Annotated in this window: 11 protein-coding genes; 9 read left to right on the plus strand and 2 right to left on the minus strand. The window is 57.0% G+C overall.

The genetic code is table 11. The annotated features are described in order from the left end of the window. Window positions 1–4 precede the first annotated feature (4 nt). Both DM992_RS26270 and DM992_RS26275 read right to left on the minus strand, forming a co-directional pair. The gene (locus tag DM992_RS26270) at window positions 5–253 is read right to left on the minus strand and encodes a hypothetical protein (protein ID WP_111019268.1); all 249 of its coding nucleotides are present in this window, start codon (window positions 251–253) and stop codon (window positions 5–7) included. A gap of 106 nt (window positions 254–359) precedes the next feature. Further along, window positions 360–977: a LysE family translocator gene (locus DM992_RS26275; RefSeq protein ID WP_111019269.1), complete on the minus strand. Its 618-nt coding sequence runs from the start codon at window positions 975–977 to the stop codon at window positions 360–362. 705 nt (window positions 978–1682) lie between these two features. Here DM992_RS26275 and DM992_RS26280 point away from each other — a divergent pair. The 9 genes from DM992_RS26280 to DM992_RS26320 all read left to right on the plus strand — a co-directional run bounded on the left by DM992_RS26280 (window position 1683) and on the right by DM992_RS26320 (window position 13482). Then, a complete protein-coding gene (locus DM992_RS26280) occupies window positions 1683–2381 on the plus strand; it encodes a DNA adenine methylase (RefSeq protein ID WP_111019270.1) in 699 nt (232 codons plus the stop codon). A gap of 320 nt (window positions 2382–2701) precedes the next feature. Next, window positions 2702–3427, plus strand: coding sequence for a hypothetical protein (locus DM992_RS26285; RefSeq protein ID WP_343212428.1), 726 nt, complete (start codon window positions 2702–2704; stop codon window positions 3425–3427). Between the two features lie 40 nt (window positions 3428–3467). Continuing rightward, window positions 3468–4322 carry an HAD family hydrolase gene (locus DM992_RS26290; protein ID WP_157637067.1) on the plus strand — a complete coding sequence of 285 codons (855 nt, stop codon included), beginning with the start codon at window positions 3468–3470 and terminating at the stop codon, window positions 4320–4322. Then, window positions 4309–6876, plus strand: coding sequence for a diguanylate cyclase (locus tag DM992_RS26295; RefSeq protein ID WP_111019272.1), 2568 nt, complete (start codon window positions 4309–4311; stop codon window positions 6874–6876). Before DM992_RS26290 ends, DM992_RS26295 begins: the two co-directional genes overlap by 14 nt. After that, window positions 6869–7615: a class I SAM-dependent methyltransferase gene (locus DM992_RS26300; RefSeq protein WP_162631740.1), complete on the plus strand. Its 747-nt coding sequence runs from the start codon at window positions 6869–6871 to the stop codon at window positions 7613–7615. The genes DM992_RS26295 and DM992_RS26300 overlap by 8 nt, the downstream gene beginning before the upstream one ends. 80 nt (window positions 7616–7695) lie before the next feature. Then, on the plus strand, window positions 7696–9339 hold the full coding sequence (locus DM992_RS26305) for a DNA adenine methylase (protein WP_111019274.1): 1644 nt from the start codon (window positions 7696–7698) through the stop codon (window positions 9337–9339). Between the two features lie 103 nt (window positions 9340–9442). Beyond that, window positions 9443–10657: an alpha/beta fold hydrolase gene (locus tag DM992_RS26310; protein WP_111019275.1), complete on the plus strand. Its 1215-nt coding sequence runs from the start codon at window positions 9443–9445 to the stop codon at window positions 10655–10657. Continuing rightward, window positions 10654–11844 (plus strand): caspase family protein, encoded by a 1191-nt coding sequence (locus tag DM992_RS26315; RefSeq protein WP_239511348.1) that lies wholly within the window; start codon window positions 10654–10656, stop codon window positions 11842–11844. The genes DM992_RS26310 and DM992_RS26315 overlap by 4 nt, the downstream gene beginning before the upstream one ends. Before the next feature lie 12 nt (window positions 11845–11856). Beyond that, window positions 11857–13482, plus strand: a complete 1626-nt coding sequence (locus DM992_RS26320) for a hypothetical protein (protein ID WP_162631741.1) — start codon at window positions 11857–11859, stop codon at window positions 13480–13482. The last annotated feature ends 93 nt before the right edge of the window (window positions 13483–13575 follow it).

A 13575-nucleotide genomic window follows, 5' to 3' on the forward strand; every position in this document is an offset into this window, starting at 1 on the left:
GCCGCTATTCCTCCGCGTCGTGTTCCTTGACGAAGTTGCGCAGATACGCGCGCAGCGCGGCCTCCCGGCCGCGATGATCGGCGAGGTTCGCGGCGCCCATCTCCTCCTCTTCGCCGAACAGCGTGGGCGGCGCGCAGTAAATGCCGACTTCGATGTTCTCGCGCAGCACGCGGATGTCGTGCGTGAGCGGGCGATACTCGGCGATCCAGTGCATCCCCTCGATATGCTCGCCCGTCCTCAGCATGGGTTTCATCGGCTTTCTCCCGGCGGCAGCGGCGCGACCGCGAAGCGGCTGCGCGCGCCCGTACCGAAAGGGTACGCCTGCATCACATGAATCTCAACGGGCGCGCTGTGAGCGCTCACTGCGGGAGCAGATGCGCGATGAGCGGATACAGCGACAGGATCAGCAGCACGGCCATCGTCACGTTGAAGATGCGCAACGCGCGACGGTTCGACAGGAAGCGGCGCAGGCCGAGGCCGAACGCGGCCCACAGGCTGATGCACGGAAAGCCGATCAGGATGAACACGACGGCCATCCACGCGGCGTTCATGCCGTAGTCGGCGGACAGGCGGATCGTCGTCGCGGCGGTCAGCACCATCATCCAGGCTTTCGGGTTGACCCACTGGAATGCGGCGGCTTCGATGAACGTCATCGGCCGCGGCTTGCCGCCGTTTGCCTTCACTTCGCCCGACGTGCCGATGCGCCACGCGAGGTACAGCAGGTACGCGACGCTTGCGGCTTCGAGGATCGTATACAGCAGCGGCATGCGCTTGAACGCTTCGCCGAGGCCGAAGCCGACGCAGAGCATCAGGATCGCGACGCCGATGCTGATGCCGAACAGGTGCGGCATCGTGCGGCGGAAACCGAAATTGACGCCGGATGCGAGCAGCATCGTGTTGTTCGGGCCGGGTGTGATCGACGTGACGAGCGCGAACAGCATGCCGGCGGGCAGCGCGCTCAGGGTGAGGAATTCCATCGCGGATTCTCCATTCGGTTCGAGACTGGGATGGAGGTCAGTTTAGCGACGGTTGACGGTACGGTACCGGTACAGTTGGTCTGGCGATTGCCGGTACGGGAGAGGGGTTAGGGCCGGTGCTTGTGCTGGGCTTTTGTTGTCTCTCAGAAAAGATGTCCGCAGTCTCAATAAGTTGTCTTTGAATTTTTGAGATTAAAAGAAGAAGTATCGCTTGTGTTCTGCTTAGTCATGAAAAAATATTGGAATAATGTTCTTTGAATGGCGACATATTTGGAATTTTGCGTCTGCACCTTACCCGTCGCCGCGAGCAAAACCACGCCTTGTGCCTGCTCGCCTAGTCGCCGTCGGTGCTTTTTCGCTAGCTAGTCTAGTTGTCGACCGACGATCGAGGTTATGAAGTAAGTGCCCGCACTCATACGCGGTGCCGGAAACTGATCCGGCGATATCGAAGGTCGAGAAGCAATGTACGTAACCAAGACGGTTACATTTATCGATCCTACCGCCTCGGCGATTGATGGAATCCGTTGCATCAACATGACCGGAATACGGCCGCAAATTCACACTCAAGCTGAACAGTGAATGTGAGCAACGCTGCAGCGCTGGCTCCGTGCTTTATGCCACTGCGTTGGTGCTGCGTCAGGTTCGACGTCTGGTGGGACGCACAGGCCACTTGACACCATCGTCAATTCCGACGATGCTACTTGCATGACATATCCCGGTGGCAAAGGCCAATTATTTCGTCGCTTGATCAATCTCATCCCGGAGCACGAGACGTACATCGAAGCGTATCTCGGCATGGGAGCCGTGCTACGGAACAAGCTTCCCGCGTCCGTGAACATCGGCATCGAGTCGGATCCGGAGGTGTTGGCCAAGTGGCGTGGCGACGAAGTTCCGAACTTGCGCCTTGTTCAACGTGACGCTTTAGAATTTTTGAGGACTTTTGAGTTTAAAGGAGCCGAGTTCATCTATTTGGACCCTCCGTACCTACCTGCTACGCGTCGTCGCTCGACAATCTATCGTCACGAGTATACGTCGTCGGATCATGAAGCCTTGCTTGATGTGCTCGTCAACGTTCCGTGCCGCGTAATGATCTCGGGGTATGGCAGCGATCTCTACAGCGAGCGTCTTCGTGATTGGCGTGAACTCTCATTCAATATGGGGAGCCACGGCTGCGCGCGCGAGGAACGCGTTTGGCTCAATTACGATCCGCCAACCGTTCCTGCAGATCTGCAATGGGTGGGCGAATCGTACCGTGATCGACAACGTATTCGGCGTAAACAGGAGCGGCTCCGCGCAAAAATAGTTGGTCTGCCGGATGTAGAACGTGCGTTGCTATTGAACTGGATGCGAGACACATTTGCAGATCAGACTGGCGTACGCGCTGAGCCGTACTCGTCATCATAGGGAGGGGCGATTCTGTGCGCTATTTCGGCTCGAAATCCTCGACGCTCGAGGCAGTAGTTGGCCTCGCCCTTGATGGAATGCGAATCCAGACGGCGGCCGATGCTTTCGGGGGGCTTGGAACTATTGGTGCTGCACTGCGGCAGCGTAATGTTCGCGTCACCACTTGCGATATCCTGTCCATGCCACATGCTTTTCAACATACTCGGGTGGTTTGCTCGAGCGTGCCAAGATATTTGCATGTCCGTCGGAATTTGAATTTGGACTCACGGGAAGCAGTGCTTGACCATTTGGTTCAACAGCGCAACTCACGGTCATGGATCGTGAACGAGTTTGCCAGACAGAGAATGTTTTTCACCGTCGAAAACGCGATTCGCATTGCAGGTGTTTGGGACGAGATGTGCCGATGGAATGAAAACGGGTGGCTATCGACCTCGGAACGCGCGCACCTGGTCTCCTCATTTGTTGACGCGATGGACGCGTGCGCCAACACGGCCGGCACCTACTATGCCCACCTCAAACATTGGGATCGCAAGGCTTTACGTCCCTTCACCCTGTCATTCCTGCCGGTATCTTCGGGCTTTCCCCCTGGGCAAGCCCTCCGTGGCGACGCGCTGGAAACCTTGCGAGGCCGCAACTTCGACCTGCTGTATCTCGATCCGCCATACAACGACCGGGACTATGCCCGTTATTATCATCTGCCAGAATCTTTGGCCCAGTTGAACCGGCCGCGAACAAACCCGGACAGCCTTGCAGGGCTACCCAAAACAATTGGTGTGGAGAGTGCTCAGTTCCGACAGGCAATGAGACTCGATTACCTCCAGAAATTGTTGGGTGAGGTTGGCTGGAAGCGCGTTGTCGTGCAGTATTGCGATGACGCTTTTATTCCTTTGCCCGATCTCAGGGCCTGTCTCAGTGCGCGGGGTACGATGACGGAATATGAGGTCAACGCATTGGGCTACACCACAACAAGCCGGAAACGGCGTTCCAGGCATCATGTGTTCATCGTCGATCGGCCGACCGGCTCCCCTACCAAACGCCCTGTCTGATGTTCAGGACCTCAAGCCCTTTGCTCAGGTTGAACTCGTCGTGCTCGACCTGGACGGCACGCTGCTTACAAATTCCGATGACCTGCCGACCAAAACTGAGTGGGGTAAGCGATCTCACTTGGTGAATCGCCTGAAATCCCGTGGCGTCCCGCTGACGCTTGCTACTGGCCGGGCGCTTGCCGGGGCTCGGCCTGCAATCGAAGCAGTATCTCGACATAAAGACATTCCGGTCATCCTCTACAACGGTAGCGTCGTGATGACGGCCGCTGGTGTACTGTTGGCGCAACGCGTTCTGAGTACTGAGTCGATTGACGCGCTGACGGGCGCGGTATCAAGCCTCGGGGGGAGTGCCCTACTGTATTGGTTGCATGCGGATCTCGCCGGCCGGTTGGATGGTGAATGGGCAACATTCGTTGGTCAAGGTATACCGCCCGAGCGGGAATTCAACGGACTTCCGGTATCTCCGATTGAGTCAGTGCCATCGGACGCAAATTGCGTTGCGGCATTGCTTTGGTCCGAGGACGCTACTGTGAGAGCGCAACTTGCGGTAGTGCTCGAGCGCATTCCTGGTATTTCGCCGACGGTCAGCGGATCACGTTATATTGAGGTGCGGCCATTTGGGTCGAGCAAGGCGGTAGGCTTGGAGTCCCTCCTGGGTTATTTGCGGATCGCTCCAAATCAGGTGATGGCAATAGGCGATAACGACAACGACGTCGAACTGCTTCAGGCCGTGGGAGTGAGCGTTTGTGTCGCGAATGCGTCTACTCAAGCACAATCGTCTAGCCGCTTTCGAACAACATACCCATCTACGAATGGTGTGATCGAAGCACTTCAATTGGTCGCCCAGGCTCGCAGATTACTAACGGGGAAAATAACGCGACATGGAAATGACTAGCAGTGAAGCGAAGGCCGCGCTGGAACAGCTGATCGAGGAGACCAACTGGCTGTTCCTTTCGCCTCGGGAGGTGACGTGTCGACTCGACGAGATTGCGGGGGCATTGTTCGCCCGGCGCCTTAGGGTACAAATCGATCAACTCGGCCAGAAATATTTCTGGGGGGCGCTTGGAGACGACGCGCCTTCCCTTGTGTTGCAGAAAGGTGATCTAAGTGCCGATGTGCAGTTCACGGTATTCGGCGATTGCTTTCCGGAGACGGCAGAAGAGCAGGAGATTCTTCCACGGCTGAAAGTTTTGGCGAAGGCACTATGGGGCGAGGATATGCGCCCTGCCGGCGGTTTGGCCTGGAAACGAGAGTCTGTACGCGTCCGTCTGCCGAAATCAGTGGAACGCTTGCGAGAATTGTCTCCCGACAGAGGATCCATCGCGATTCTGTTTGCTGACCTGGACAAATTCAAAAACCTGAACGACCAAGCGGGTCATGAGAAGGGCGACGAAGCAATTCGCATGGTCAATCGTGAGCTACATGATCTCTGCTTGCATCACGGCGGACTGCCTTTTCACCCGAGCGGTGACGAGTACTACCTGATCTTGCCTGACGTGGGCCTGCTTCCCATGATGAAGGCACTCTACGATCTGCGCCAGCGAATTCAACAACATGCATTTCGTGGAGATGATGGCCGCTCCCATAATATTGACTTGACGCTGGGGATGCAGTTTCTGCACGACGATGTGACGTTTGAGCGAATCAAGCAGACCATCGATCAAGCAGAAGAGGCGACAAAATCGCCGCTGGTCGACGGTGAGAACATCACATCGGCAGCGGAATCGAACAGCGAGAGTCGCGACAAGGAAAAGCGCCGTGGACGGCTTTCTATTGCGAGTGTCGTTGGGGTGTCGGGCGTTAGTACGACGGCCTGTAGTTTTGCTCACTTCGGCACTGTATTGATTCGACGTCGGGCGTGCCTATCTCGTCCTACATTCCCTGATCCGCGATTGGGGATGATCGAATTGGTGGCGCAGAATCACAAGGTGGGCGGAGCGGCGACTCTTGACGAAGCGATAGAACATCTCACGCAGTGGCTTGATATCCAGACGACGCCGACTTGCTCAATGGGAAGTTTGCTGCAAGAGCAGCCGGCGCAAGTAGTGCCGCAAATCGCGTTAGCAATTGCAGTCGCCAGCGGAATTTTACGGGCGCAATATACTGCCGACCAAACACTCCCCAATGACCTACGTGTTGCGTTCACATCTGACGGCGCGCGTGCGCAAGTGTTGGTTGACGGGAATGTGAAATGGGGGGGCAGTCTCGAAGGTTGTGAGGGCGTTGAACAAGCAGAAATCCTCACTCCCAAGCGCGAGAGAAAATCGGCGCCTTTGATTGGGTTGCAGGTCGGTTTGTCAGACCGACCCGCGTTTGAAGGTAAAGAGATATTACCACTCGACATATTTTCCCACGTAGTGGTAATCGATGATCGGCCGAACTCAGGTGGAGGTCTGCCTGATTTCTGGCAGGTGGCTGTTGCACAAGTATGTCAGTCAGCAGCGCGTGGTACCGATACTTTATACATCTTCGGATGGGGTAGAGCGTGCGATAACAGCGAAACAGTTCGCCGTCTGAAGCAGGAGGTCGGTTGGAATATTGATGAAGTCGCTTCACTCGCTGATATCAGCTCCGACACGGTACGTGTTCTGATGCCAATGCTGAAACAGAACCTCAAAATCGTAAAGACTGCAGAGGAACTGGTCGAATCGCTATACGAGAATGCGCCAGTGGAGGTCGCGGAGGAATTTCACCAAGCAGGCGAGGCGAATCCGACTTTGGACGTCTTGGCACGCAAGATGCTGGAGTCGCAAGCGCTTGAGTCGATCGATGGGGTTCGCTGTCGGACTGCGGCCCAGGCATACCCAGTCATCATCGATGTGCTTCGTCGAGCAGCGACTCGACGGTCTGCCGATGACGCGTTTCAGACTTTGAGAGAGCTGATCGCGTTCAAGCTTGTGCTCGAAGCACCTCAGCAAGATGCTATACCCGCTTACCTTCGGTCGCAAGGTGATGATATGGCGCGTTACGCCTCGGAAGTATTGATCGGGCCGCAGAGCCGCATTGGAGAGATTCTGGAGAAGGACAATCAGGTGGAGGTGTTTATACGGGAGTTGGCGTCTTGCTACAACGCCGGCTCTGAGCATCGTTCCACTCGCCGCGCATTGCTGGTCGTGCCGCACAAACCTAAGCCTGATGGTTCACCCTCGCCAGAAGGTCTTGTTTCCATCTGGGCCTCGCCGAGGGTTGGCGACGTGACCGAAGGGAACATCGTGGACTGGGTGTTTGTGTGGCGCACAGTCGAGGCCTTTATTGGTTTGCCTTACAGCCTGTACGGTTCGATTCAACTTGCCCAATCGCTTTTAGCGAATGGAACGTCCGAGGAAACGTCGTCGCTACCCCAACTTAGAATGGGGCAACTTACGTATGTCGCCTTAAGTCTGCACATGCGCGTCGACGGTGTTCATCGTCGCATTGCTAAACGAATTGTGGATTTGTCCAGTGACTAATGCTGATCGACTGATTCTTCCTGCCGATGACACGTTGATTGGCACGTTGCTGCGTGAGCCGAATGTCACGGTGACGTATCGCTCGCCAAGCCTGGCTGTTTTAGTCTGCACCTGTTCGGCGCCCAGTGCCGTGTGGCGTAACGGTGGCTCTGGATGGGCACGTGTTTTCGAGCATACTTACATGGCCCCAGTGTCGGACGGTATCGCACGCAGTCATCTGGTTGCAGAGTTCTTCAATTGGCTAGGAGATCGCTACGGACTTGAGATCGACGCGACGAGAAACAAAGCGTGTTATGAGTTCCTGTTTGATCACGCACAAGAGCTTAGGAACCGTTCCTCATGTGCGACGTTGCTTGACATCGGATGCGGGCCAGGGACGATCTTGGGGACAACGTTGCCAGTGCAGGTGCCAACGATTAGAGGATTCGATATCGGTGATGAGGTCCGGCTGGCGGCGCACAATGCCGGCCTTCCTGTCATGACTGAAGACGAATTCCATTCCGGAAAACAAGATATCCACGTCGCATTGAGTGCATATGTGATGCATTACGCATGCGATCTGGATCAGACGCTAACATCCGTCGCGCGCCATTTAGCGCCAGGAGGTGTTTGGATCATGAATTTTCACAAGGGAATGAATTCCTCTCTATTCATGGAGCACCTTCCAGGTACTGGGTTACGCTTGGCGAATGATCCACATGACTCTCCCTTTGGCCTCGTCGTTGCGGTGGCAACTTGAGAAAGATAACTGATAATGTGCCGTTGATTCGATTGTTTGACGAGTCCGATCCAACACATGCACAGTGGAAGCGGATTGGAATGCTGCCGACAATCACTGGGCCAGACAATCAGACGTGGGTATCTCAAGGCCAGTTCGATCGGCTGTCTATCCTCACGTCCTCGGCGTTCGATTGGGGCAACGAGCCACAGCTCACTGACGACCTCTTTGCTCCAGCAATCATTACCCCTCTCGGTTCCCATACGTGTGTGACGGCGGGAGCCGCCGCAGTCCGGTCTTCAGCGGAAGAGCTGTGGATGCAGCTTTTGCCGCTTTGGGTAGACAGAAGGACAGGCAATCTCTGCAAGCAAGCGTCGTCATGGCAAGAGCTGGATTTGCGCGAGTATCGGGCATACACCCTTGATGTGTCGCTGATGGAACGCGCGACCCAAAGCAGGTTGCGGCACCAACAGCTCGCTGCGAGTCGTAGCGGGCTATTTGCCAGATCTGCGAATTACATGGGCTCAAAGGCTGCATTAGCGGGCCAAATACTGGACGTAGTGGATGCTGTGGCATCAGATGGAACCACGATAGTGGACTTAATGTGTGGTTCCGGTGCCATGGCGGGCGCTTTTTCGCGTCACTACCCAACCATTGCGTCAGATGCACAGATCTTTTGTAGATATCTTGGTCTGGTTCAAGGTGGCGGAATGACGCTCGCAACCGGAACCGTGATTGCGGAGACGGTGATACGAGGTGCGAGATCTCGCTATGAGTCGCTCTCCGACGAGCATCGGGAGCGAATCGATGAAGAGGATCGGTTGTTGAATTCGGAGCTGTCGCCAACGGTGCAGGACTCCGTTGCCGCAAGCCTTCAGCGTCGCACGCTAGCCTGGGAGCACGAGCACCGGGGCGGTATCGAGGCCGTGACGGATGCTTGGCGCAATGGACATCTCTTGTCGCACCTTTATTCAGGTCTTTACTTCGGCGAACGTCAAGGGGCCGAACTAGATTGCCTGCGTCAAGCTATTGACGATTTGCCTGAGGAACGCGATCGGAGGTGGGCGCTTGGCGCTCTTGTATGCGCGGCGAGCGCCTGTGCGTATACGTACGGGGGGCACTTCGCGCAACCGAAACTTGATATCGCTCCAGACGGCAAGCGGCGTGGCGACTTGTCAGAGGCGTTAAAGCAACGCTCGTTGTCAGTGTCACACGAGTTCTTCGTCCGTCTAACGAGATTAGCGGAGGAGAGTGAGCACGTTAAGTATCCTGTCGAAGTGATGCCTGGACCTTGGGAGGTCGCGCTGCAAGCTCTGAAGCCGAATGTAGAGCAGCGACCGATGTGCGTGTACGTCGATCCACCCTATACCCGAGACGAGTACAGTCGTTACTACCACGTGCTGGAAGCGGTCGTTCAATACCAACCGCATTCCGTGTCCGGAAAGGGGCGGCTGCCGCAGCGGGGTAGCCAAGTTCGATTCGCATCGCCATTCAGCGGACGACGTCCAGAATTGATCGAACGGGAGATCGCTAAGGTCCTGCACGCCTGCCTTGCGAATGGGTGGACCTGCCTATGGAGTTATTCCAGTTCCGGCACGGCTTCTATAAAGGGGACGCTTAAGCATTTGAGCGACGTTGCTCATAGCATCGAAATTTTCCAGATGAATCACGTGTATAAAGCGCAAGGGAAGCGTAACGCCAAGCAGGTGATGGAATATGCAATTTACCTGCAGCCTCGTCAGTAACTGCTTCCGATCTCGCTAATATGGGTCGGCTAAATTAATGGGATAAAAGGCGATATCATCGTTGAAGGTGTGATCGCAAAAATCAAGCGCAAGGAGGAGGAAAATGCCCATCGTTTTCGTGCACGGTGTCAATAACCGGATCGAGGATGTGGACTATGCGGAGGGGGTGGCTTGCAAAACGGAGTTTCTGAAAACGCTACTCGCGCCCAGACTCGGTCTCGATGTCGCGAAGGTCTCTGTCTTCTTTCCTTACTGGGGCGGGGAAGGGGTGAAATTCCGTTGGAACCAGGCCTCTGTGCCGTCGGGATCGGATGATGTCGAGGCGCTTGCGCTTGGTGGTGCCGGCGGCGTTGTTGCCAATTCCGAGATTTGGCTTGGCGAAGCGCGATTCCAGTACGGGCGGGACGGCGTAAACCTTGGGCGACTAAGCAAGACCAAGGGTTTCGCGACAGCCGTGGACCTCGTCTGGGATACGGCATCCGCGATACAGCAGTCTAGTCAGGGCTATCGCGAGGTACTCGACGGCTATGTGGCTTCCGTGGCCTATGCGGAGAAGCATCCCGTTCCAGCCTGGGCTTTTCAGGAGCCGTCATTGTCCAACCAAGCATTCGTTGAGCGGCTGATGACGGAGATCGAACCCTTCCGCGTAGCTCATGCGGGGGGAAAGGTCTCGGAGGCACTGGGCTTGGGCAATTGGCTTCAATCCTTGCGCGAGGCGGTTAGCCGTTTGGCCAGCGCGCCTAGCGACGTCTTGTCAGCAGCTGTTGTTGGTACGGGGCGTAAGTGGGCGCATGCCAAGGCATCACGCTTCCTCGGTGACGTCTTTGTTTACCTAGACAAGCGTGGCACCCCGGAGAAGCCGGGCAAGATCCTTGAGAACGTGCTGGCTAATCTGCGCGCGGCCGAGGCAGCCAGACAGGACGGCGACGATCGACTCATCGTTATCGGGCACAGCCTGGGCGGCGTCATTATGTACGACCTGCTCACCTACTTTGCACCTGATGTCAAAGTAGACCAGTTCGTTACCGTGGGGTCACAAGTGGCCTTGTTTGCGGAGATGGATCTTTATGGCGCGAAACTACTGAAGCCGTCGATCAACCCCGACAAGGACCGACTGGAGCGACCGGCGAGCGCTGCGCGCTGGTTGAATGTATACGACACGAACGATGTGTTTTCATTCTGCGCTGAGAAAGTCTTCAACGGCGTGGTCGATTACCGCTTCGACACAGGCTACGGGCTTCTGGAGGCTCATGGCGGCTATTTCGCGCGGCCGAGTTTCTACAAGCGGCTGGCGTCCCGATTGAACGAGGGCGCATGATGGGGCTGGTCTTCGAATCGGATGCGGTGCGGCAAAACCCGACGATCACCGCGACTCACGTGCTGTTGGTTGGCTGCGGCGAATACCCGAGCTTGGCCGCAGCGGGATACGGTGGCTTGAAGTCGCTCCGTTCGCCGCGGCTGTCCGCCGGGGCCATGGCGGATTGGTTTCTGAGCGGCGCCGACGCGATGCCGGCTGGACGACAACTGCCGCCTGACCTAGCGTTCCACAACCCTGATGCGCCGCTAGGTTCGCTGGTGATGTTGACTTCACCTGCCGATCCTTACGAGGCGCCATCTGGCGCCGTCTCACCGACCACGCGGCCAACCTTGGCCAATATCAAGGCTGCCTACATACAATGGCTCAGTAGGCTTGGTGCTAATCCCAACAGTCGCGGAGTGTTTCATTTCTGTGGACATGGCGTAAGTGACGGCGTTAGCCAATTCTTGGTGGCTGACGATTTCGGCGAAGATCCGGATGATCTCTGGCAAGGGGTCTTCCATGTGTCCAACACTTGCCAAGCTTCGATCCGCAAGACATCAGCCAGCCTGACTTTCTTGATCGACGCCTGTATGGAACTCAGCGAGGAACTGATCAACCAGATCGACGGCCCAAGAGCGCTAATCGGCGGTAGACGGAATGGTGCACCGCAGACCACTGAATGGGCTGTTCTGCGCGCGACCACCACAAGCCGGCTTGCCTATGCGCCACCGGACGGTGTGGCTCGGTTCACAGCGGCGCTGTTGCAGGCGTTACAGGGGCATTGCGGAAGCCAAGACACCGCTGGGCCAGGCTATGGTGTTGGTGTATCCGACCTGCGCGATGCCGCGGCGGTGCTGCTGACGCTCTCACAGCAGGCGGAGAGGGGTGAACGGCAGAAATTGGGCCAGACAGAAGGCGAAGGTAACTGGAATGTGCCGATGCACGTCCAGACTCGGCGACCTTCCGTGGTGGTGGAGTTGGATATCGAACCAGAAGGTTATCGGCCCGTGGCACGTGCGTTCATGGAGGATGCTGCGAAGCTGAGAGACGTCAAGACGCTCGCGGCTGGCCCTGCCCGTTTTGTCAAGGAGCAGGGTGAATGGACGTACGGTACCAATGCCATGAACAATGAGTACGGCGAGCAGGTAATCACTCGACGGTTTCTTACGAAAGCGGTCTTTACCTCCCGCTTCGTCATACCTTGAAGGAGGACGGCCATGGTGCAATTGACCGTGTCTGTATCAGGTTGGCCGAGAGAAAGGCGGCTTTTGACTCTGCCGGTCGACGTCTATGCCCCCGATGGGACAGTGCTCGCCAGCGGGGTTGCCTCGGCGGGGCGGCCGACGCAGTTTGAGCTTTCGCCGCGAGCAGAGGGTCTAGATCGGGTGCATGTGCTGGGCAGGCTGCCCAACGGGGAGACTCTGCAGCAGACGGCTGAATTGCACGGCAGTCGGGGTAGTGCCACGCTGGATCTCGGAAACGACAGCCCGCACGAGTGGCTGCAATGGGTGGCGCCGTTCCGCTCACTGCACCATCTGCAGACTAGCGCTGTATCGGGGAATATTCCACCGAGGCGTATCGGCAAGGTATGGATGACGCTATGGGCCTTGCGTGATGGCCGATGGGAAGCCCAAGACGCGCGAGCGGTCGATCGGAGGCGTGATAATGGGATGCAGATGATTGTCCTCGACCTCCCGCAGGCACCTCATTTGCTGCAGATCGGTGGCGAGGAGGTGGCTTGGCGCTTGGTGGCGCTACCTCCAGGTGGCCCCGTGCGCGTGGCTTTGACGCGCAGTCCGACGGAGGAGGGGGATACGCTCGAAATCACCATCGGGCGCTCCGAGCCGGACAACGATTTGATCATGTCTTATCTGGCGCGCGGTGCGATTTCAGATGCGAATCGTCTAGCCGAAGCCTGGAACGCGGCAGACCTGTCGCTTTATGCCAAGCGACGAGATCCGGTGGCCGCAGCTGCCGGCGCTTACCTCTTGCTCAAGGACCGGCGTCTGCAGCGCCGTCGACACTGGGTTGATAACCTTGTTGAGTGGGTCCCCTATTTGGCGGACGGCGCCATCGTTTCAGCTGCTCTTGCTCTCCAGCGGGACGATAAGACAGAGGCCGATGTCCGCAAGATGTTGGAGGTTGCACTTGAGCGCGGGCTGCCGATTTTTGCCATGGGCGCGACGGTGTTGGTAGAGACTATGGCAGCTATTCATCGTGGAAAGAAGGAAACGAAACGATTTCACGCTGCCTACCTGGCAGCGCAGGCTTATGCGAGGGCGCGTTGCTCCACGGGGGCGTACTTCGCTTTCTATGGCAAGAGTCCGGCAGAGCCTTCCTGGACACCAATTTACGGATTGGAAGGAGGTGCCGCGACCAATCCGGCGAGCGCTGAACTACGGGAGGCTGTGGTTTATGCTCGTCCCTGGGATGGCATCCGGGCGGGCAAATTCGGCGGTACACGCGTGGCCCTGCCCCGTGCCCCGGTCAGTGCCTCAGTCGTCGAAGCACTTCGGTCAGGCGGCTCAATGTCAGACGACCGGCAGTCTGGTCAGATGCCCCAAAGGCCTGACCAACGGCCGATAGAGCCTGAGCCGTTGTTTCGACGGACCGTGGATCTAGGTATCCCTGTCGTAGAAACCAGTTTTCTGCAAGAGTTCTCGGCAGCCTCAGAGCGTGGGATTCCGCGCGTAGCTAGCCAGGCACCTTCGCGGCGACACGATGACTTGATTGCTGAGACTCCCAAGTCTATGCCAGCCAAACGCGTGCCACGGCAAACTCCGAAGTACTGGCGCGAGGAGCGCCGCAAGCATGCGACATCAGTTTTCGATGGCGAGGAGTGAGTTAGTACACTTAACCGTTCAAGAACCGTTCTCACTGGGTGCGCTGTAGGTGCCGGGACGATCTAGGCATTATCCTGCTGCAGACTGAGCTAT

Source organism: Burkholderia sp. JP2-270, from assembly GCF_003233675.1.
GTDB classification, from domain to species: domain Bacteria; phylum Pseudomonadota; class Gammaproteobacteria; order Burkholderiales; family Burkholderiaceae; genus Burkholderia; species Burkholderia pyrrocinia_C.

Excerpts from the sequence above, each read along its gene's own strand:
- DM992_RS26275 (WP_111019269.1), bottom strand. The coding sequence starts at position 977 with ATGGAATTCCTCACCCTGAGCGCGCTGCCCGCCGGCATGCTGTTCGCG.
- DM992_RS26310 (WP_111019275.1), top strand. The coding sequence starts at position 9,443 with ATGCCCATCGTTTTCGTGCACGGTGTCAATAACCGGATCGAGGATGTG.
- DM992_RS26295 (WP_111019272.1), top strand. The coding sequence starts at position 4,309 with ATGGAAATGACTAGCAGTGAAGCGAAGGCCGCGCTGGAACAGCTGATC.
- DM992_RS26305 (WP_111019274.1), top strand. The coding sequence starts at position 7,696 with ATGCTGCCGACAATCACTGGGCCAGACAATCAGACGTGGGTATCTCAA.
- DM992_RS26315 (WP_239511348.1), top strand. The coding sequence starts at position 10,654 with ATGATGGGGCTGGTCTTCGAATCGGATGCGGTGCGGCAAAACCCGACG.
- DM992_RS26320 (WP_162631741.1), top strand. The coding sequence starts at position 11,857 with ATGGTGCAATTGACCGTGTCTGTATCAGGTTGGCCGAGAGAAAGGCGG.
- DM992_RS26280 (WP_111019270.1), top strand. The coding sequence starts at position 1,683 with ATGACATATCCCGGTGGCAAAGGCCAATTATTTCGTCGCTTGATCAAT.
- DM992_RS26270 (WP_111019268.1), bottom strand. The coding sequence starts at position 253 with ATGAAACCCATGCTGAGGACGGGCGAGCATATCGAGGGGATGCACTGG.